15 protein-coding genes and 1 pseudogene are annotated in these 19,934 nt (G+C 65.5%); 9 read left to right on the top strand and 7 right to left on the bottom strand.

What is annotated here, in order from left to right:
- Positions 1-13: 13 nt before the first annotated feature.
- The 4 genes from ACM9ME_RS09065 to tpiA form a co-directional block, all read right to left on the bottom strand.
- Positions 14-2,461 carry a TonB-dependent receptor gene (locus ACM9ME_RS09065; protein ID WP_415643140.1) on the bottom strand — a complete coding sequence of 816 codons (2,448 nt, stop codon included), beginning with the start codon at positions 2,459-2,461 and terminating at the stop codon, positions 14-16.
- Between the two features lie 104 nt (positions 2,462-2,565).
- Positions 2,566-4,200 carry a CTP synthase gene (locus tag ACM9ME_RS09060; protein WP_415643139.1) on the bottom strand — a complete coding sequence of 545 codons (1,635 nt, stop codon included), beginning with the start codon at positions 4,198-4,200 and terminating at the stop codon, positions 2,566-2,568.
- Positions 4,201-4,252: 52 nt separating this feature from the next.
- A complete protein-coding gene (secG, locus tag ACM9ME_RS09055; protein ID WP_415643138.1) occupies positions 4,253-4,633 on the bottom strand; it encodes a preprotein translocase subunit SecG in 381 nt (126 codons plus the stop codon).
- A gap of 122 nt (positions 4,634-4,755) precedes the next feature.
- A complete protein-coding gene (gene tpiA / locus ACM9ME_RS09050) occupies positions 4,756-5,460 on the bottom strand; it encodes a triose-phosphate isomerase (protein WP_415643137.1) in 705 nt (234 codons plus the stop codon).
- Between the two features lie 44 nt (positions 5,461-5,504).
- Between tpiA and ACM9ME_RS09045 the strand changes: the two genes are divergently transcribed.
- Both ACM9ME_RS09045 and ACM9ME_RS09040 read left to right on the top strand, forming a co-directional pair.
- Positions 5,505-7,436 (top strand): peptidylprolyl isomerase, encoded by a 1,932-nt coding sequence (locus ACM9ME_RS09045; RefSeq protein ID WP_415643136.1) that lies wholly within the window; start codon positions 5,505-5,507, stop codon positions 7,434-7,436.
- A gap of 10 nt (positions 7,437-7,446) precedes the next feature.
- Complete coding sequence (locus ACM9ME_RS09040; protein WP_415643135.1) at positions 7,447-8,946, top strand: anthranilate synthase component I family protein; 1,500 nt, start codon at positions 7,447-7,449, stop codon at positions 8,944-8,946.
- Here ACM9ME_RS09040 and ACM9ME_RS09035 read toward each other — a convergent pair.
- Positions 8,940-9,746, bottom strand: a complete 807-nt coding sequence (locus ACM9ME_RS09035) for a DUF4198 domain-containing protein (protein ID WP_415643134.1) — start codon at positions 9,744-9,746, stop codon at positions 8,940-8,942. The genes ACM9ME_RS09040 and ACM9ME_RS09035 overlap by 7 nt on opposite strands.
- 44 nt (positions 9,747-9,790) lie before the next feature.
- Between ACM9ME_RS09035 and ACM9ME_RS09030 the strand changes: the two genes are divergently transcribed.
- The 5 genes from ACM9ME_RS09030 to lexA all read left to right on the top strand — a co-directional run bounded on the left by ACM9ME_RS09030 (position 9,791) and on the right by lexA (position 13,961).
- Positions 9,791-10,900, top strand: coding sequence for an alpha/beta fold hydrolase (locus tag ACM9ME_RS09030; RefSeq protein WP_415643133.1), 1,110 nt, complete (start codon positions 9,791-9,793; stop codon positions 10,898-10,900).
- On the top strand, positions 10,897-11,481 hold the full coding sequence (locus ACM9ME_RS09025; protein WP_415643132.1) for an anthranilate synthase component II: 585 nt from the start codon (positions 10,897-10,899) through the stop codon (positions 11,479-11,481). Before ACM9ME_RS09030 ends, ACM9ME_RS09025 begins: the two co-directional genes overlap by 4 nt.
- Positions 11,478-12,458: an anthranilate phosphoribosyltransferase gene (gene trpD, locus ACM9ME_RS09020; RefSeq protein ID WP_415643131.1), complete on the top strand. Its 981-nt coding sequence runs from the start codon at positions 11,478-11,480 to the stop codon at positions 12,456-12,458. Before ACM9ME_RS09025 ends, trpD begins: the two co-directional genes overlap by 4 nt.
- Positions 12,455-13,237 (top strand): indole-3-glycerol phosphate synthase TrpC, encoded by a 783-nt coding sequence (gene trpC / locus ACM9ME_RS09015; protein ID WP_415643130.1) that lies wholly within the window; start codon positions 12,455-12,457, stop codon positions 13,235-13,237. The genes trpD and trpC overlap by 4 nt, the downstream gene beginning before the upstream one ends.
- A gap of 61 nt (positions 13,238-13,298) precedes the next feature.
- The gene (lexA, locus tag ACM9ME_RS09010; protein WP_415643129.1) at positions 13,299-13,961 is read left to right on the top strand and encodes a transcriptional repressor LexA; all 663 of its coding nucleotides are present in this window, start codon (positions 13,299-13,301) and stop codon (positions 13,959-13,961) included.
- 541 nt (positions 13,962-14,502) lie between these two features.
- On the opposite strand, the pseudogene ACM9ME_RS09005 reads toward lexA, so the two are convergent.
- Positions 14,503-15,948: pseudogene (locus ACM9ME_RS09005) on the bottom strand (ComEC/Rec2 family competence protein); the annotation flags it as partial.
- Between the two features lie 157 nt (positions 15,949-16,105).
- On the opposite strand from ACM9ME_RS09005, the gene gltX reads away from it, so the two are divergent.
- Both gltX and gltA read left to right on the top strand, forming a co-directional pair.
- Positions 16,106-17,614 carry a glutamate--tRNA ligase gene (gene gltX / locus ACM9ME_RS09000; RefSeq protein WP_415643224.1) on the top strand — a complete coding sequence of 503 codons (1,509 nt, stop codon included), beginning with the start codon at positions 16,106-16,108 and terminating at the stop codon, positions 17,612-17,614.
- Entirely contained in the window at positions 17,607-18,890 is a 1,284-nt protein-coding gene (gltA, locus tag ACM9ME_RS08995) for a citrate synthase (protein WP_415643128.1), read from the top strand. Before gltX ends, gltA begins: the two co-directional genes overlap by 8 nt.
- Here gltA and ACM9ME_RS08990 read toward each other — a convergent pair.
- Positions 18,866-19,924 (bottom strand): hypothetical protein, encoded by a 1,059-nt coding sequence (locus ACM9ME_RS08990; RefSeq protein WP_415643127.1) that lies wholly within the window; start codon positions 19,922-19,924, stop codon positions 18,866-18,868. The two genes, gltA and ACM9ME_RS08990, sit on opposite strands and share 25 nt — an antisense overlap.
- Positions 19,925-19,934: the final 10 nt, after the last annotated feature.

Here is a 19,934-nt window from a genome sequence, read left to right as displayed (position 1 = left end):
GCGCGCTAACCGGTCAGAAACTGAACTTGATCGTCCCACCGAACGTGCGCTCGTCGCCCGGCGTGCCGGCGATCAGCCCGACATTGCCCGGGGCGACCTGCAACAATTCGATATAGTTGACGTCAAAGGCGTTGCGGACCCAGCCGAACACATCGAATCCGTCGCCACGGAAACCGGCGCGGAAGTTGGTCAGCGCGTAGCCCTTCACATCGGTATAGATCGACGGGGACGCGTTAGAATTCCAGTGCGAACGATAATTGCCGTCGACACCGAGATAGATTTGACCCTGCTTTGCCAGCACCGTGACCGGCGCATTCACTTCCGCGCCATAGCTGAACGCCCATTTGGAGACGCCGGGCAGCGCCTGTCCCGAAATGTCGCATTGTCGTGGGCTAAGCGCCCCGGGGACACCGGCTTGCGAATAATCGGGGGTCGTGCCCGCCGCCTGCAGCGTGCCGCCGGACAATTCGGGCGGGCACGGCGCGCTGGTGAACTTCTTGTATTTGGCATCGGTGTAAGCGCCATTGGCATAAGCGGTGAAGCGTTCGCTGGTGCGGATCTTGAAGTCGGCCTCGATCCCCTGCGACACGACCTTCTCGGCATTGGCGAGGTAGCCGCGCACCGTGCCGAACTGGCCGCCATTCACCGTTGCCTGGAAATCCCTGATGCTGGTGTGAAATGCGGTGAGGTTGAAGGTCGCCTTGCGGTCCCAAAATTGCGTCTTGAGGCCGATTTCGAAGTGGTTGACCGACTCCGGCTTGACTGTGCTGGCCGACAGATCGGGGACGTTGGCGGCGGTCAGCGGCAGGCCGTTCTGGTTGATGCCGACGGTCTTGAAGCTCTTCGCATAGGTCGCGTAGCCGAGGACATCGCGTGCGAATTTGTAATTCACGTTGAAGTCGTAGCTGAAGTTCCAGTCGCTGACCGATGGCGAGGTACTTTGCGGCTGGTACACGCCGCATTGCGCCGCCAGCGTCGTGCCTGCGGCGGGGGCGGGCGTGCAACTGATCACCGTGCCCGCACCGGTGGTCACGACGCGATTATAATAGCCCTGTTTCTTGTCGTAGTTGACGCGGATGCTGGGCTGAATCGTCAAGGCGTCGGTCAGTTTGTAACTGACTTGGCCATAGAGCGCGGCGCTGTCGCTCTTGAGATATTGGGTGTTGGTCGCGGTCAGGCCGTTGAGGATCGAGGCATCGGTCGCCTGCGCGCCGGACAGGCTCCAGCGGCTGGCATCGGCACCCTGTTGCTCGACCCCTTGGGTATCGATGCGCTGCTTGAAACCGAACAGGCCGATTACCGCGTCGACCTTTGGACCCTCATAATTATAGCGGAATTCCTGGCTGTACTGGTTCTGCTGTGACGGATTTTGCGATTTCGAAACGATCGACAGACCGGTGAAATCGCGGTCGTTCTGCGGTTTCCAGTCCCAGAATCGCCACGCGGACACCGAGGTCAGGGTGCCGGGGCCCACATTCCACTTCACCTTCAACGACGCGCCGCCGATCTTGTTACCGGCCTGAAGCGTGGCGTCGATATCGGTCAGACGGTCGTACACGTTGCGGCTGGGGACGGCGTAATTGCGCCCGGGTGTGGCGGCGTTGATCGCCGCGACGAGCGCGTCATACTGACGGCTGAGCGCGCGCTGGGTCGTCCCGACCCGGACGAATGCGGTGCCGAAGCCATAAGGGTCCTGTTTCGAATAATCGCCCGACAGCGTGATGCTGAGATCGTCGCTTGGTTTGAACAGCAATGTGCCGCGCAGACCGAGATTGTCCTGTTCGTTGAGGTAGCGCTGAGTCCGCGTGTTGTAGAGCGTCCCGCGACGGCTGGTGGTGGCGACGGCGAGGCGCACGGCGATGGTGTCCGACAGCGGGCCGGAAATCGCCGCCTTGCCCTGTTTGTAATCGAGATTGCCGGCGGTGATTTCGGCATGGCCTTCGAAATCGAACGTCGGCTGGTTGGTGGTGATGTTGATCGCGCCGGCGGTCGTGTTCTTGCCATAAAGCGTGCCCTGCGGCCCGCGCAGCACCTCGACCTGCTCGACATCGAGAAAGTCGAATGTCGCGGCGGCGACGCGCGAATTATACACGTCGTCGACATAGATGCCGACGCCCTGCTCGAACCCGTCGCTGGTCAGGCCGAACGGCACGCCGAGCCCGCGGATGTTGACCGAAGTGTTGCGCGGGTTCGACGTATAAACCTGCAGCGTCGGGGCCAGTTGCTGCAGCTTCACGACGTTGAAATTGCCGGTGGCCTCGATCGAATCGCCGCGGATGACCGAAATGGCCAGCGGCACCTGCTGCGCGGTTTCCTGGCGGCGGCGGGCGGTGACGATGATGACGTCCGACGCGCCGACGACCGCGTTGGGCGACGTCGCCGCCTGCGGGGCGTCCTCGGCGGCGGCCAGAGAGGAAACCGCCGCCGAGAACAACAATGCCAGTTTGAATGCGCGCGTCATGAATCGCCCCTGATGTATCGAGGCTATCGTCCACTGATATGGTGGGCTTTAGAAAGACACAAAAACTTGGGGCCAGCGAACTGACAACGCTAGACTGAAATGCGTCAGACCAGCCGGGATTGGGCGACCGCCGCCTCGATAAAACTGGCGAACAGCGGATGCGGCGCGAAGGGCTTGGACTTCAGTTCGGGATGGAACTGCACCCCGACGAACCACGGATGGTCGGGCCGCTCGACGATTTCGGGCAGTTCGCCGTCGGGCGACAGTCCGGAAAAGATCAGGCCCTGTTTTTCCAATGCCTCGCGATAATGGACGTTGACTTCGTAGCGGTGGCGGTGGCGCTCGCTGATTTCGGTGCCGCCATAAATCGTCGCCGCGCGGCTGTTACCGCCGAGCTTTGCATCATAGGCGCCGAGCCGCATCGTGCCGCCAAGGTCGCCATCGGCATGGCGGCTCTCCAGGCCTTCGGGGCTCATCCATTCGGTAATCAGGCCGACCACCGGTTCATCGGTTTCGCCGAATTCGGTGGTCGAGGCCGATGCGATCCCCGCGAGATTCCGCGCGCCTTCGATGCACGCCATCTGCATGCCGAGGCAGATGCCGAAGAACGGCACGCGTCGTTCGCGCGCGAATTGCACGCTCGAAATCTTGCCTTCGGAACCGCGCTCGCCGAACCCGCCGGGGACGAGGATGCCGTGGACCGGCTCGAGCATCGCCGCCACGTCCGCGGGGTTTGCCGCGAACAGTTCGGCGTCGAGCCAGTTGATCCGCACCTTCACGCGATTGGCGATGCCGCCATGGACCAGCGCCTCGGTCAGCGACTTATACGCGTCCTGCAGCCCGACATATTTGCCGACCACGCCGATCGTCACTTCGCCCTCGGGATTGTGCAGCCGGTCCATGATGTCGATCCAGCGATCGAGCGGCGGTGCCGCGCCCGGTTCCTCGCCAAAGGCGCGCAGCACCTCCGAATCGAGCCCCTCGGCGTGATATTGCATCGGCACGCCATAGATCGATTTGGCGTCCAGCGCGGGGATCACCGCCTCTTTCCGCACGTTGCAAAATTGCGCGATCTTGTCGCGTTCGCTCTGCGGTAGCGGGTGTTCGCAGCGGCAGACGAGCACGTCGGGCTGAACGCCCAAAGCCGCCAATTCGCGCACGCTGTGCTGCGTGGGCTTGGTCTTTAGCTCGCCCGCCGCCGCGATGTACGGCACCAGCGTCAAATGGATCGACACGCTGTTACCGCGACCCAGATCGTTCCGCAGCTGACGGATCGCTTCAATGAACGGCAGCGATTCGATGTCGCCGACGGTCCCGCCGATCTCGCACAACACGAAATCGACATCTTCAGTCTGGTCGAGCGCGAACGCCTTGATCGCGTCGGTGACGTGCGGAATGACCTGCACCGTTGCACCGAGATAATCCCCGCGCCGCTCGCGCTGGATGATTTGCTGGTAAATCCGGCCCGAAGTGATGTTGTCCGACTGGCGCGACGCGACGCCCGTAAAGCGCTCGTAATGACCGAGGTCGAGATCGGTCTCCGCCCCGTCGTCGGTGACGTACACTTCGCCATGCTGATACGGGCTCATCGTGCCTGGATCGACGTTGAGATAGGGGTCGAACTTGCGGATACGCACGCTGTAGCCGCGCGCCTGCAACAACGCCGCGAGCGACGCCGCCATAAGACCTTTGCCAAGCGACGAAACCACGCCGCCGGTTATGAAAATGAACCGCGCCATGGGAGAATGGGCTTAGCCGCGCGGACCCCGTCCGCGCAACCCGCTTGTCAGTTTATTGCGCGTTTCCAGGGGCCGGCGTGGCCGGCTGTGGCGCTGGAGTCGCCTGGCCGCCGAGAGGGACCGGTGACTTGTTCGCCGCTGGTTGCGCGGCGGGAGTTGGCTGGCCGGAAACCGCGCCCTTCAACGACGTATCGACCGTACCGGGTGCCGCGCGATGTGCCGAAATCACCGCCATGACGATGCACAGAATGACGAACACGCTGGCGAGTATCGTCGTCGCGCGGGTCAGGAAATCGGCGGCGCCACGCGCGGACATCAGGCCCGACGGGCTGCCGCCCATGCCCAGCCCGCCGCCTTCGCTACGCTGCATCAGAATGACGCCGACAAGGGCAGCGGCGACGATCGCCTGAACGACAAGAAGGAAGGTCAACATGCCGCGCCACATAAGGACGCGAGCGGCGAATCGCAACGCTCCCGTCGCCCCGGCGAAGGCCGGGGCCGCTGGCGGCGAAGCACGACCGCCTTTAGCGGTCCCGGCCTTCGCCGGGACGACGACTATGCAGATCTGATGATCGGCACGAAATCCCTGGCGGTCAGGCTCGCCCCGCCGACCAACGCGCCATCGACATTGGCGACGTGAAGCAATTCGGCGGCGTTCGACGGCTTGACCGACCCGCCGTACAGAATCCGCACGTCCGGCCCGACCTTCGCACGGATCGCCGCGTGCATCGCCGCGACATCGTCGGCGGACGGGGTGCGTCCGGTGCCGATCGCCCAGACCGGTTCGTACGCGACGACGCAGCGTTCGAACGCTTCGGGCAATGATCCGTCGAGTTGCCCCTCGACGACCTCGACGGCCTGACCCGCATCGCGTTGTTCGAGCGTTTCGCCGACACAGACGATCGGCTGCATTCCTGCGTCGAGCGCGGCCTCGGCCTTGGCGCGCACGACCGCATCGGTTTCGCCATGATCGGCGCGGCGCTCGCTATGCCCGACGATGCACAAAGTGGCACCGGCTTCGACCAGCATCGCCGCCGAAATATCGCCGGTATGCGCGCCCTGCGGCTGGGGCGAGCAATCCTGCGCGCCGATCCGTACTGCTCCGGCCAGCGCGGCGGCGGGCGCGATCAGCGTGAAGGGCGGACAGATCGCCACATCCACGTCATCATGAGTCGCGGCGACAATGGCTTCGAGTTCGGACAATGCGGCAAGGGTGCCGTGCATCTTCCAGTTTCCGGCGATCAGCTTGCGTGTGTGCATCGCGCCGCACTATGGGCGAACCGAAATTCGCTCAAGGCCGCACGATGCTCAAGATCTTTCGCAAATATTTAACCTCGCCGCCGGTGCTCGCGCTGTTCGCCGTCATCATGCTCGCGTTCATCGTCACCGGTGTCGGCGGCAGCGGCGGGATCGGCAATCTGGCCAGCGGCACCGGCGGCGGTGTCGCCAAGGCGGGGTCGATCTCGATTTCGGAAGTCGAGGTCGAGCGCCGCGCCAAACTCGCGCTCGATTCCAACCGCGCGCAAAATCCGACGCTCGACATGGCCGGATTCGTCGCGGGCGGCGGGGTCGATGAAGTTCTCGATCAATTGGTCAACGGCCGGGCGGTCGAGGAATTCGCGGCCGCCAATGGCATGGTCGCGTCGAAGAAGCTGGTCGACGGGCAGATCGCTTCGATCCCCGCGTTCAACGGCCCGACCGGCCAATTCGACCGCAACACCTTCCTCGGCGTCCTGTCGCAGCGCAAGATCAACGAGGGCGAATTGCGCGCTGATTTCGCACGCGAAGCGCTGACCCGCCAACTGCTGATCCCGGTCAGCGGCGGTGCGCGGATGCCCGCCAATCTGGTCGCGCCTTATGCCGCGTTGCTGGTCGAGCGGCGCGACGGGAAAATGGCGTCGGTGCCGACCGCCGCCTTTGCCAGCTTGCAGGCGCCGACCGACGCGGAATTGACGGCATTTTATCGCACCAATCTGAAAAACTACACGGTCCCGGAGCGCCGCATCCTGCGTTACGCGGTGTTCGACCGGACGTCGGTGGGTGCCGATGCGGTCCCGACCGAGGCGGAGATTGCCGCCGATTACAAGAGCAACGCGCAGCTTTACGGTGCCAGCCAAACGCGCGGCATCACGCAAGCGGTCATCGCCGATCAGGCTGCGGCCAACGCGGTGTTCGCACGGATCAAGGGCGGCGCGTCGTTCGCCGATGCCTTAAAGCCGCTCGGGCTCGAACCGCTGACCTTGCCGCCTACCGATCGCGCGGGTCTGACCAAGATTTCGGGCGACGCGGTGGCGGCGGCGGTGTTCGCCGCGCCGAAGGGCGCAGTCGGCGGGCCGTTGCGCTCGCCGCTCGGCTTCGTCGTGTTCCGCGTCGATCAGGTGGTCGACAAGGCAGCCAAGACCCTGGCGGTGGCGCGCACCGAAATCGTCACGCGGCTGACCACGAAAAAGGCCAATGACCTGGTCGCCGATCGCGTCGCCAAGATGCAGGATGCGATCGATGGTGGCGCGACGTTCGACGATGTCGCCAAAACAAACGGACTGACGGTGTCGCAATCGCCCGCGCTGACCGCGACGGCGACCGATCCGGACAATGTCGCGTACAAACTGCCCCCCGAATATGCCGGGATGGTCCGCGACGCGTTCGGGGCTGAACCCGACGACGATCCGCAGGTGGCAACGATCGCCGACGGCAAATTCGCCTTTTGGAAGCTCGAAAAGGTCGTGCCGTCGGCAGCGCGGCCGTTCGCCATGATCCGCGATGGCCTGCTGGTCGATTACAAGATCGACCGCGCCAAGCAGGCCGCAAAGCGTGTCGCCGACACAATCGCCGCCGCGGTCAATAGCGGCACACGGCTGGCGCAGGCGGTTGCCGCTGCGGGCGTCAAGCTGCCGCCGGTCCAGCCACTGGGGGGGCGCCGCCTCGAAATCCTGCGCGATCAGGGCCGGGCGCCGCCGCCGCTGGCCCTGATGTTCGCGATTGCCCCGGGCCGCGCCAAAACGCTGGCCGCGCCGAACAATGGCGGCTGGGTTGTTGTCACGGTCGACAAGGTCGAGCCCGGTAACCTCGCCGAAGCGGGCGGGCTGGTGCAGAGCGTGCAACAGGCGTTGTCGCGCAGCGCGGGCGACGAATATGTTCAGCAATTCATGAACGCGGTTCGCACCCAGGTCGGGGTGAAGCGGGACGCGTCCAAGATTTCGGCGGTCAAGCGGAGCCTAGCCGGCGGAGCGCAATGACCGCTCGCCGATGAGCGATGCAGACGCGCGGATGGTGCTCGCGGACGGGCGCGGTGCGCTCGTCTGGCGCAGTATCGTCGCGGATACCGAAACGCCGGTGTCCACCGCGCTCAAGCTGATCGAGCCGGGACGCGGCGATTTCCTGCTCGAATCGGTCGAAGGCGGGCGATCGCGCGGGCGGTACAGCCTCCTCGGCCTCGCACCCGATCTCGTCTTTCGCGCCGATGGCGATGGCGCGGCGATCAATCGCGACTGGGCGCATGACCGCGATGCCTTCGCCGGGGCGGGGGAGCCGATCGGCGCGCTCCGTGCGCTGGTCGCCGAGTGCCGCCTCGACGTGCCGCCCGAATTGCCTCCGGCGCTGGCGGTGCTGGTCGGTTATTTCGCCTATGAGACGGTCGGGCTGATCGAGCGGCTGCCGCGTCCGCCCGCCAATCCCATCGGCCTGCCGGACATGATGTTCGTGCGGCCGACGCTGATCCTGGTGTTCGACAGGCTGGCCGACCAACTCTTCTTCGTCGCACCAGTGTGGCCGAACGGAGATGTGGATCGCGCGATCGAGCGGATCGAGACCGCGATGGCGAAACTCGTCGCCCCGGCGAAGACCGGGGCCGCTCACGACGGTCGCGCTCGCACATTAGCGGTCCCGGTCTCCGCCGGGACGACGCCGGTGCTCGACGCAGCGCGCTACGCCGCCATGGTCGCCACCGCGCAAAACTACATCGCCGCCGGCGACATCTTCCAGGTCGTCCTCGCCCAGCGGTTCACCACGCCGTTCGCACTGCCGCCGTTCGACCTCTACCGCGCGCTCCGCCGGATCAACCCGTCGCCGTTCCTCTACCATCTCGACCTGCCAGGCTTCGCGCTGATCGGCTCGTCACCCGAAATCCTCGTTCGCGTCCGCGATGGAGAGGTCACCATCCGCCCCATCGCCGGCACACGTCCGCGCGGGAAATCTGAGCGCGAGGATGCCGACAACCGCGCCGAACTGCTGGCCGATCCCAAGGAGTGCGCCGAACATTTGATGCTGCTCGACCTAGGCCGCAACGATGTCGGCCGCGTGACCGAGGGCGGCAGCGTCACCGTCACCGACAGCTATATGGTCGAATTCTACAGCCATGTGATGCACATCGTCTCCAACGTCACGGGGCGGCTGGCCGCGGGCAAGGACGCGCTCGACGCCTTGTTCGCGGGCTTCCCGGCGGGGACCGTCAGCGGCGCGCCGAAAGTGCGGGCTTGCGAAATCATCGCCGAACTCGAACCCGAAACGCGCGGGGCCTATGCCGGTGGCGTCGGCTATTTTAGCCCCGACGGCAGCATGGACAGCTGCATCGTTCTACGCACCGCCGTCGTGAAGGACGGCACGATGCACGTCCAGGCCGGGGCGGGCATCGTCGCCGACAGCCTCCCCGAAAACGAACAGCGCGAATGCGAAGCCAAATCCGGCGCGCTGTTTGCCGCCGCGCGCGAAGCAATCCGGCTGGCGGGTGAAGCGGGCTTTGGTCAGTAACCGAACGTCAGGCTGGAAAAGATCGTCTCGAAATCGGCGCGTGGATTGCCGTCCAGCGCACGGGTCCACACCACGCTAAGTCGCGAACGACCTTTTCCTGCAGCGACAAACCGAACGATACCGCCGCCGCGCGATTGCGCGAATATGGGCGGTGAGGCGGGCCGGTCGAGATCGGCGAACATGACTTTCGCTCCATCGAGCGGCTTGCCGAGATAGAGAATACGTGCGGCGAGCACGTCGCCGTTGTGCAGCGCGAACGGATTGGCGAGCGGCACGATTTCCAACGTTTGGCCGATCGGCTGCGTGACATTGCCGGTCGGTCGCGGGCCAAGCTGGACGAGCATTTTGGCGCGTCGCGAATAGACTTCCCGCCCGTCCCGGGCCTCCAGATGCGCGGCGCGGCGGGCTTCGATGGCGGGTGTCAGGCCATCCTCGGCGAGATAGGCATTATACGCGCTTGCGGGCAGCGTAATCTCCGCATGATACGTCTCGATTGCGACAATATGCGTGCCTGTCCCAGTGAGTTGTACTTCGGCAGCCGCCTCAAGCGAAGGCATCGTGGGCCGAAGGTTGGCCTGCTGATCGACGATGCCGGTCGGACCATAGCTGCGGAGCGACACCACCTTGTCCCACGCGACGCGCCATGGCGTGATGTCGGCGGCGTCACCGACCAGAAAGCGGGTTGGCACCACGGCCTGCGTCCCGGAATAACGAAAGGCGGCGGGGGCAAGCCACATTTCGTGCGCCAAAGCGCCCGCTGGCACGACGAACAGCAGGGTCAGGAACAATTTGCGGATCACGGTATCGGTTTGCGCGCCCCGCACTGCGTCGTAAAGCGTCCAGCATGACCCGCCTGATCATCGCCCTCGCTTGGTTGTTCGTCGCCGCCCCGGCCATCGTGCAAAAGGCGCAACCGGTCACCTCGCCCGCCGCCCCGCAGGCCCGGCAATGGCCGACCAAGGAAGGGGACGTCGCCCTCCGCGATTTCGCATTCAAATCGGGCGAAAAGCTCCCCGAAGTGCGGATGCATTACACCACGCTCGGCATACCGCACCGCGATGCCAAAGGGCAGATCGACAATGCGATCATGGTGCTTCACGGCACCGGCGGGACGGGCAAGCAGTTCCTCGTCACGCAATTTGCCGACGAACTTTACGGCCGCGGCCAGCCGCTCGATATCGCCAAATGGTTCGTTATCCTGCCCGACAATCTGGGGCACGGCGGCTCGTCCAAGCCCAGCGACGGGCTGCACATGAAATTCCCGCGTTACGATTATGACGACATGGTCGAGGCGCAGCGGCGGATGCTGACCGAGGGGCTGGGGGTGCAATCCCTCCAGTTGATCCTCGGTACGTCGATGGGCTGCATGCACGCCTTCGTGTGGGGCGAGGCGCATCCGGGCTTCGCCAGGCGCCTTGCCCCCTTTGCCTGTCAGTCCGTCGCGATCGCCGGACGCAACCGCATGTGGCGCAAGATGGCAATCGACGCGATCGAGGCCGATCCCGCCTGGCTGGGTGGCGAGTATAAGGATCAGCCCGCGCAGGCGATGCGCACGGTCACCGACCTGTCGATCATCGCCGGGGGCAACGCGTCAGCGCTGCAGGCACAATTCCCGACGCGCGAAAAGGCCGAGGCCGCGCTCGCCGCCGCCTTCGCCAGTCGCGGCAGGGGCGTGGACGCCAATGATTCGATCTATTGGTACGATGCCTCGCGCAACTACGACCCGTCGGCGAATCTGGAGCGCATCACGGTGCCGGTCCTGTGGATCAACTCGGGCGACGATTTCATCAATCCGCCAGAACTCGGCATCGCCGAGCGCGAAGTGAAGCGCATGCCGCGCGCCACGTTCCGCCTGATCCCCGCCAGCACCGAAACCCACGGCCACGGCACGCATACCTGGGGCAAATTCTGGCAGGCGGACCTCGCCAAGCTTTTGGCCACGCCGAGTCCATGATCCTCGTCATCGACAATTACGACAGCTTCACCTTCAACCTCGTCCATTATCTGCTGGAGCTCGGCGCGGAGGTGGAGGTGGTCCGCAACGACGCGATTTCGGCGGGGCAGGCCTTGTCGAGCGGGGCGTCCGCGTTCCTGATCTCGCCGGGACCGAGGACACCGAACGAAGCGGGTGTCAGCCTCGAACTCGTCGCGGCCTGCGCCGATGCGGGCAAGCCGCTCCTCGGCGTGTGCCTGGGCCATCAGGCGATCGGCCAGCATTTTGGCGGACGCGTCGCGCGCGGCGGCCTGATGCACGGCAAGACGTCGCCAGTGACGCATGACAGTACCGGGCTGTTCGCCGGGCTGCCGTCGCCATTTGCCGCCACGCGCTATCACTCGCTGATCGTCGAAAATACGCCCACCGCCTTGTTCGTCAATGCAACCGCACCCGACGGCAGCGTCATGGGCCTGCGCCACGCGACGCTGCCGATCCACGGCGTGCAATTCCATCCCGAAAGCATCGCCACCGAACATGGCCATGCCCTGCTCGCCAATTTCATGAGCATCGCCGGATTGCCGGTAAAGGCGCTTGCATGACCCTGCCCGACGCGGCGCAACCGCTTAGCCCCGAACAGGCGACGACCGCGTTCGACGCACTGCTCGATGGCGCGGTTGGCGACGATGCCGCGCGCGACTTCATCCTGACGATGTCGTTGCGCGGCGAAACCGCGATCGAAATCGCCGCCGCCGTTCGCGCAATCCGCGCGCGGATGATCCGCGTCGCCGCGCCCGACGGCGCGATTGACGTGTGCGGCACGGGTGGCGACATGAGCAACAGCCTCAACGTGTCCACCGCAGTAGCGATCGTGGTTGCGGCATGCGACGTGCCGGTCGCGAAGCACGGCAACCGTGCCGCATCGAGCCAGGCCGGCGGGGCCGACACGCTCGAAGCCCTGGGGCTCGACCTCGATCGCGCGTCCGAAACTGCCGAAGCGACGCTTGCCGAGTTCGGCATTGCGTTTCTGTTCGCGCAAAAACACCATCCAGCACTTGCCCGGCTCGCGCCGATCCGCAGATCGATCCAGCGACGCACGATCTTCAACCTGACGGGCCCGGCGTGCAATCCGGCGGGGGTGCGGCGGCAATTGATCGGCATCGCACGGCCCGATTACCTGCCGATCTACGCCGACGCGCTGGCGATGCTCGGCACGGAGGATGCGATTTTGGTCGCGGGCGACGAACCGCTGGATGAACTGTCGATCGGCGGCCCGAGCACGGTGATAAGGTTGGGCCACCCGCCCGAGCGGATCACGCCAGCCGATGCCGGCCTTCCCACTCATCCGCTGACCGCGATCCGGGGCGGCGATGCGGCTTATAACGCGCAGGCGCTTCGTCGGCTGTTGATGGGCGAGAATGGCGCCTATCGTGACGCCGTGCTGTTCAACAGTGCCGCCGCCCTGATCGTCGCAAGACACGCGCGCGACTGGCAGGACGGGGTCGAGGAAGCGGCGGAAGCGGTCGACAAGGGGCTCGCCAAGGCGCTGCTCGATTGCTGGATCGCGTACTGCGCATGACCATTCTCGCGCAGATTCTGGACACCAAGCGCGGCGAAGTCGCGGCACGAAAGCCGCTGCGTTCGCTCGGGGCTCTGGACCGCGATGCCGCCGCGCAGACGCCGCCACGCGGGTTTCGCGCGGCGCTCGATGCCGCGCCGGGGTTCGGACTGATCGCCGAGATCAAGAAGGCGTCGCCATCCAGGGGGCTGATCCGCGCCGATTTCGATCCCGCCGCGCATGCCCGCGATTATGCCGCGGGCGGCGCGGCGTGCCTGTCGGTGCTGACCGATGCCGATTATTTTCAGGGGCATGAAGACTTCCTCGTCGCGGCCCGCACCGCGTGCGGTCTGCCGGTGATCCGCAAGGACTTCCTGATCGATCCGTGGCAAGTCGCCGAAAGCCGCGCGATCGGCGCGGATGCGATCCTGATCATCGTCGCCGCCCTGGACGACGGGGCGATGGCGGAAATCGAAGCGGCGGCGATCGAGCGCGGCATGGACGTGCTGGTCGAGGTGCACGACGCGCATGAACTGGAGCGCGCGCTGAACCTTCGATCCCGGCTGATCGGGGTCAACAACCGCGACCTGCGCGATTTCTCGGTGAGTTTTGAGCGCACGTATGAACTGGTCGGTCGCGCGCCTGCGGGCTGCACGTTCGTCGCCGAAAGCGGGTTGGGCAGCCATGCCGATCTGACGGCGATGGCGGCGCATGGCGTGCGCTGCTTCCTCGTCGGCGAAAGTTTGATGCGTCAGGACGACCTTGCTGCCGCTACGTCACGGCTGTTGACGGGGTCTTGACGGGGAACAAATGCGAACATAAACGGTCTGGAACGTTCCGTGACCATGGGAGTCCGCAGGCATGCTGACGCGCAAACAGCACCAACTAATCTGCTATATCGAGGACAAGCTCGCCGAAACCGGTATCTCGCCTTCGTTCGAGGAGATGAAGGAAGCGCTGACCCTCAAGTCCAAATCGGGTGTCCATCGCCTGATTTCGGCTCTGGAGGAGCGCGGGTTTCTGAAGCGTCTGCCCAATCGTGCCCGTGCGCTCGAAGTCGTGCGTTCGCCCGAGCGCGGGCCGCAAGTTGCAAAGGCGCGCGCGAAGGTCGCGGCGCCCAAGATACCTATGCCCGCAAACGACGTCATCGACTTGCCCTTGCATGGCCGCATCGCCGCGGGTGCGCCGATCGAGGCGATCGAAGGACAAAGCATTTTGCAGGTTCCCGCCGCCTTGCTCGGCCCGGGCGAACATTATGCGCTCGAGGTCTCGGGCGATTCGATGGTCGAGGCGGGTATTCTCGACGGCGACTTCGCCTTGATCCGCAAGACGGAGACCGGGCGCGAGGGCGATATCGTCGTCGCGCTGGTCGACGACAGCGAAGCGACGCTCAAATATTTCCATGCGGAAGGGGGCGGGAATGTTCGCCTCGATCCGGCGAATGCGCGTTACGAGGCGCAGCGGTATCGCGCCGACCGCGTCCGCGTGCAGGGCCGCCTCGCCGGTTTGCTCCGCCGCTATTGAAATTGGCCTCGGCGGCGCGGACCCACGGGTGCGCGTCGCCGGGTGTCCTGACCGTGGCGACCGATTGATCGCTCAGCGCGATGGCCAGTCCGCCGGTTTTGGCGAGCAATACGGCATCGGCTTTCAACCAGCGCGGGCGGCACCAATAGGGCAAGCGGCGGTCGCTGACGACGATATCCGCAGCAGCGCACTCGCCTTCGAACAACGGTCGATCGACAAGATAAGGCGTTCTTGTCGCCATCACGCGCCATGAACGCCCGCCGCTGCTCAGCGTGGCGCGGCACAGGTCGGCACTGCACGATGCGCCGTCGCTGCCGTCGAGATCGCTCAACTCCGCCAGCGTCCCGCCGCGTTCGGCGAGCACCTGGCGGACGTAATCCCCCGCGCGGTCGCGCAGGATCGCATAGCTGCCGTCCGTCTGCCGCACCGCGAGATGCTTGCCGTCACCTGTGACGATCAGGTCGGGCGGCGGCGCGGCAGCGGCGATCAGCACGCCGGCGGCGAGCGGGAATAGACCGAACAGCCGCGCGCGTGTCTTCCACAAGATCAGCCATATTCCGCCACCGATAATCAGCGCGAAGGCCCCCAGCGGCATGTCGGCCAGCGCCGCGCGCGCGCCGGGCCAGGCGGCGACGCTGCGCGCGATCCACAGCAGCAGGTCGAGCGACTTGCCGGTCGCCCACCAGAACGGCGTGCCGAGACCAACCGTGTCGAACAGCAGGGCCAGCGCCTCGAGCGGCATGGTGACGAACGTTGTCAGCGGTATCGCGACGATATTCGCCAACGCGCCGAACAGCCCCTGTTTGTGGAAATGGAACAGCGCAATCGGGGCGAGGGTGATTTCGACCGCCAGGCCCGTCAGGAGCAAGGCGCCGATTTCGCGAGCGACCTTGCCCCACCATGCCTCGTCACGCTTGGCGAAGCGGGCCTTGACGGCGGGTATTTCGTGGAGCGCGACGATGGTCGCGATGGCGGCAAAGCTGAGCTGAAAGCTGGGGCCGACCAAGCTCTCGGGCCAGGCGAGCAACACCGCCAGCGCCCCCGCCGCGACCAGCCTCAGCGTGAAGGCGTCGCGCCCGAGGACGATCCCGACGCACACCAGAACGGCCGCAACGCAACTGCGGATCGTCGGCACTTCGGCGCCGGTGAGCAGGGTATAGCCGATCCCCGCCGCCGCGCCTGCACCGGCGGCAATCGCCACCAGCGGCAGGCGCAGCGCCAGACGCGGCCACAAAGCGAGCAATCTGAGCGTCAGGAAAAACGCCGCGCCGACCACCGCCGAGATGTGCAGGCCGCTGACCGACAGCAAATGCGTCAGGCCGCTGTCGCGCATCGCCTCTTCGTCGCTTTGCGCGATGCCGCCGCGGTCGCCACTGGCGAAAGCCGACGCGATGCCACCCGCGCTGCCGTCGATCTGTGCGCGGATGTGCGCCGACAGGCGTTCGCGCAGGCTGGGTCCGCCGCGCGGGGCGGGTGTCACGGTGATGGGCCCCAGCGCCTTGCCGACGCCGCCCAGCCCTTGAAACCAGCTGATGCGTGCGAAATCATAGCCGCCCGGAACGGCGGGTTCCTGCGGCGCAACGAGCCGCGCACGCAAGCTGACCGCATCGCCTTCATGGACGGCTGGTGGCGCCGGATCGAGCGGTACCGACACGCGGACATGATCGGGCAATCCCGCACCCAATCCCGAGAGGGTCAGGCGCATGGTACCGCGTGCGGGAAGCAAGTCGATGCGTTCGACACGCCCGGAAAGCTGCGCGATCGTCGGACGCGCGATCACCGGCGCGGCGACGCGTTCCGCGCGCCCCCAGCTGAGCCCGCAGCCAAGTGCCGCGAGTGCCGCACTCCACAGCAAGGCGCGTCGCAGACGCGTCCCGCTCGCCGCGACTGCTGCGACCAACGCGACACCCGCGCACAAGCCCAGAAACGCCAACCACTCGACCGGCGACAGCAAGACAAACCACGCCGCCACGCCGACGCCCAGCATCACCGGCGTCCACAGGAACAATTGGTCGCGCTCGACCTCCAGCCATGCTTCGACGCGCGGGCCCCAATGGCGCGGATGCATGTGCAACCCGAGCGTTTGAAGCCCCTTGGTTGCCATGCTAGGGCGCGCGTCGATCACCGTGGCCATGGCCGCATTCATGGAGACTTGGCGCTTGAGCGCAACTGTTCCGGCAACCAGTAAGGTTGTCACCCGATTTGCGCCGTCACCAACCGGCTTCCTGCACATTGGCGGCGCGCGCACTGCGTTGTTCAACTGGCTGTTCGCGCGTCATCACGGTGGCGATTTCCTGCTGCGCATCGAGGACACTGATCGCGCGCGGTCGACGGACGCGGCGATCGAGGCGATTCTGGACGGGATGCGCTGGCTCGCGCTCGATTGGGACGGGCCGGAAATTTATCAGTTCGCGCGTGCGGATCGTCATGCCGAGGTCGCCAACCAACTGCTCGCGGCGGGGCATGCCTATCGCTGCTATACGACGTCCGAAGAGCTTGAGGCGATGCGTGCGGAGCAGCGCGCCAACAAGCAACCGCTGCGTTACGACGGGCGTTGGCGCGATCGAACCGATACGCCCGATCTGCCGTTCGTCATCCGTCTGCGCGCGCCGCGGACGGGTGAGACGCGCATTCAGGATCTGGTCCAGGGCGAAGTCACCGTCGCCAATGCCGAACTGGACGATATGGTCCTGCTGCGCTCGGATGGTACGCCAACCTATATGCTTTCGGTCGTCGTCGACGATCACGATATGGGCGTGACGCATGTCATTCGCGGCGACGATCACCTCAACAACGCGTTCCGCCAGTTGGCGCTGATCCATGCAATGGGATGGGCGGAGCCGATTTACGCGCACGTCCCGCTGATCCACGGGCAGGATGGGGCCAAGCTCAGCAAGCGCCACGGCGCGCTGGGCGTCGAGGCGTATCGCGACGAAATGGGCATTTTGCCCGAGGCGCTGTCGAATTATCTCCTCCGCCTCGGCTGGGGCCATGGCGACGACGAGTATATCAGCCGCGAACAGGCGACCGAGTGGTTCGACATCAAGGATGTCGGGCGTTCGCCCTCGCGCTTCGACATCAAGAAGCTCGAAAACATGAACGGCCATTATCTGCGCGAAGCGGACGATGCGCGTCTGGCGGGGCTGGTGGCAGAGCGCGTCGCCCCGGCGCAGGCCGCTGGCGTTGGAGCGCGACCGCCTTTAGCGGCCCCGGCCTCCGCCGGGGCGACGGCGTTGCTTGCCAAGGCGATGCCGTTTCTCAAGGTCCGCGCCAAATCGATCAACGAGCTGGCCGACGGCGCCGCGTTCCTGTTCGCACAACGTCCGCTTCCGCTTGAGGAAAAGGCGGCGGGCCTGCTCGACGACGCCGGACTAGCGCTGGTGGCACAGGTCCGTGCGGCGATCGACCCGGTGCTCGACTGGACCGCCGAAAACCTCGAGCCGCCGATCAAGCAAGTCGCCGAAACCGCCGGTATCGGCCTCGGTAAAGTCGCCCAACCGCTGCGTGCGGCGCTCACCGGGCGGAGCACTTCACCGGGTATTTACGACGTGCTGGCACTGCTCGGCCGAGAGGAGTCGTTCGGGCGGCTTGACGATAGCTTAAACCGGCGCAATGCGATTGCTGCACCGCCGCAAGGAGAGACTCATGGCTGACACCGCAAAGATCGCCTTGGGCGGCAAGGATCAGGATTATGCGGTGATGCACGGGTCCGTCGGGCCCGATGTCGTCGATATCCGCAAATTCTATGCGCAGACCGGCGCGTTCACTTACGATCCGGGCTTCACCTCGACCGCTGCGTGCCAGTCGGCGATCACCTATATCGACGGCGACGAGGGCGTGTTGCTCCACCGCGGCTATGCCATTGGCGATCTGGCCGAAAAATCGAGCTATATGGAGGTATGCTACCTCCTGTTGAATGGCGAGTTGCCGTCGAAGGACGAGCTTGCGAAGTTCAGCGGCACGATCACGCGCCACACGATGGTCCATGACCAGATGTCGTCATTCTTCCGCGGATTCCGTCGCGACGCGCATCCGATGGCGATCATGTGCGGTGTCGTCGGCGCGCTGTCGGCTTTCTATCATGATTCGACCGACATCACCGATCCGAACCAGCGCCTCATCGCGTCGCACCGGCTGATCGCCAAGATCCCGACGATCGCGGCGATGGCATATCAATACAGCGTCGGCCGGCCGTTCGTGTATCCGCAGAACAGCCTGTCCTACACCGGCAATTTCCTGCGCATGACCTTCGGCAACCCGGCCGAGCCGTATGAGGTCAACCCGATCGTCGAAAAGGCGATGGATCGCATCTTCATCCTCCATGCCGATCACGAACAGAACGCGTCGACGTCGACGGTGCGTCTGGCGGGGTCGTCGGGCGCCAACCCGTTCGCGTGCATCGCGGCGGGCATTGCCTGCCTGTGGGGTCCGGCACATGGCGGGGCGAACGAAGCTGCGCTCAACATGCTGCACGAGATCGGCACGGTCGACCGCATCCCCGAATATATCGCCCGCGCCAAGGACAAGGACGATCCGTTCCGCCTGATGGGTTTCGGCCACCGCGTGTACAAGAATTACGATCCGCGCGCGACGGTGATGCAGCAGACGGTGCGCGAAGTGCTCGGCGAATTGGGCGTCACCGATCCGGTGTTCGACGTCGCCATCGCGCTCGAGGAAATGGCGCTGAGCGATCCGTATTTCATCGAGAAAAAGCTGTTCCCGAACGTCGATTTCTATTCGGGCGTAATCCTGTCGGCGATCGGCTTCCCGACGACGATGTTCACCGTGCTGTTCGCGCTCGCGCGTACCGTCGGCTGGGTCGCGCAGTGGAACGAGATGATCTCGGACCCCGAACAGAAGATCGGCCGCCCGCGCCAGCTCTACACCGGCGCGACCGCGCGCGATTACGTCTCGATCGACAAGCGCTGAACGCGGAGGCGGCGCCGCGCCACGGCAAAGCTGGCTGAGGCATAAACGGTCGCCGCGACCAATGCGGGGACAAGATGCCCGGCGAGTGATCCGGCGAGCAGGATCGCGGCATAAGCGGGCGGGTCGCCACGCCACCACAAGGGCGCGGCTGCGTCCGCCTCATCCTCCGCCGCCATTGCCGTGTCGGCGGCGAGGACGATGGCCAGCGGCACGACACCCCATTGTCCACTCGACGTCCACGCCCAGCCGGTCGCAGCGGCCAGTCCCGCGAGCGCGGCGGCATCGACGGCATGATCGAGCCACGGCAATGGCCGGCCCGCGACGAGGGTCAGCCCGCGCCAGGCGCGCGTGGAAATCGTGAGCAGGATGAAGCTCACAGCCGCCGGAGCGATCCAGCCGTAAGCCAGGGCGGCGCCGAACCCGCCAAGCAACGCCGCCGTCGCCCCGCCGATCCAGCGCAGATTATGCTCGACGCCGAGCAACGTGTCGGCAATGAACAATGCCGCGCGTTCGACGATCCGCCCGCAAATGCCTGCCTTGGGCCGCATCGCCGTCCGCAACCGCGCCTCGTCGATTGCGGCGACTGCATCCCCTGCACTCAAATCGATCAGGGCACCCGCGCGACCGGCATCGACGCGCAATGCGCCGTGCTGGACCGCCCGGCGCACCAGGGTCAAAGCGAGTGACCAATCGGGATCGAGCGTCTGTGCGGTCTCCGCCACCATATCGCCGGGCAGCGCAGCCCATCCGGCCCAGCGGGTTGCGCCGTCGATCAATTCGTAATGCGAGGTGTCGACCTCGTTGGGCAGGCACGCGAGCGTGGACGTCGGCCCCTCGGCCATCGCTGCGATCATCGCGCTGTCGATAAGGGTGTCGGCCCCGACCAGCAGCACGCGATCGCCCCGGTCGAACTTCGCGGCCTCGCCCGGCGTCGCGATGCGCGTGACGCCCGCTTCGCGCAGCGCGCGGTGCAGCGCCGCCTCGGCCCGCGCGTCGAGCGGGTCCTCCAGATCGATCAACCCAATCAGCGCCACGCCGTCCTCC

The sequence above is a fragment of the Sphingomonas antarctica genome (assembly GCF_965137005.1).
Taxonomy (GTDB): Bacteria; Pseudomonadota; Alphaproteobacteria; order Sphingomonadales; family Sphingomonadaceae; genus Sphingomonas_O; species Sphingomonas_O antarctica.
This window is presented reverse-complemented; position numbering and strand designations above follow the sequence as displayed.

Excerpts from the sequence above, each read along its gene's own strand:
- ACM9ME_RS09040 (WP_415643135.1), top strand. The coding sequence starts at position 7,447 with ATGAGCGATGCAGACGCGCGGATGGTGCTCGCGGACGGGCGCGGTGCG.
- lexA (WP_415643129.1), top strand. The coding sequence starts at position 13,299 with ATGCTGACGCGCAAACAGCACCAACTAATCTGCTATATCGAGGACAAG.
- secG (WP_415643138.1), bottom strand. The coding sequence starts at position 4,633 with ATGTTGACCTTCCTTCTTGTCGTTCAGGCGATCGTCGCCGCTGCCCTT.
- trpD (WP_415643131.1), top strand. The coding sequence starts at position 11,478 with ATGACCCTGCCCGACGCGGCGCAACCGCTTAGCCCCGAACAGGCGACG.
- trpC (WP_415643130.1), top strand. The coding sequence starts at position 12,455 with ATGACCATTCTCGCGCAGATTCTGGACACCAAGCGCGGCGAAGTCGCG.
- tpiA (WP_415643137.1), bottom strand. The coding sequence starts at position 5,460 with ATGCACACACGCAAGCTGATCGCCGGAAACTGGAAGATGCACGGCACC.
- gltA (WP_415643128.1), top strand. The coding sequence starts at position 17,607 with ATGGCTGACACCGCAAAGATCGCCTTGGGCGGCAAGGATCAGGATTAT.
- gltX (WP_415643224.1), top strand. The coding sequence starts at position 16,106 with ATGGAGACTTGGCGCTTGAGCGCAACTGTTCCGGCAACCAGTAAGGTT.
- ACM9ME_RS09045 (WP_415643136.1), top strand. The coding sequence starts at position 5,505 with ATGCTCAAGATCTTTCGCAAATATTTAACCTCGCCGCCGGTGCTCGCG.
- ACM9ME_RS09060 (WP_415643139.1), bottom strand. The coding sequence starts at position 4,200 with ATGGCGCGGTTCATTTTCATAACCGGCGGCGTGGTTTCGTCGCTTGGC.
- ACM9ME_RS09025 (WP_415643132.1), top strand. The coding sequence starts at position 10,897 with ATGATCCTCGTCATCGACAATTACGACAGCTTCACCTTCAACCTCGTC.
- ACM9ME_RS09065 (WP_415643140.1), bottom strand. The coding sequence starts at position 2,461 with ATGACGCGCGCATTCAAACTGGCATTGTTGTTCTCGGCGGCGGTTTCC.
- ACM9ME_RS09030 (WP_415643133.1), top strand. The coding sequence starts at position 9,791 with ATGACCCGCCTGATCATCGCCCTCGCTTGGTTGTTCGTCGCCGCCCCG.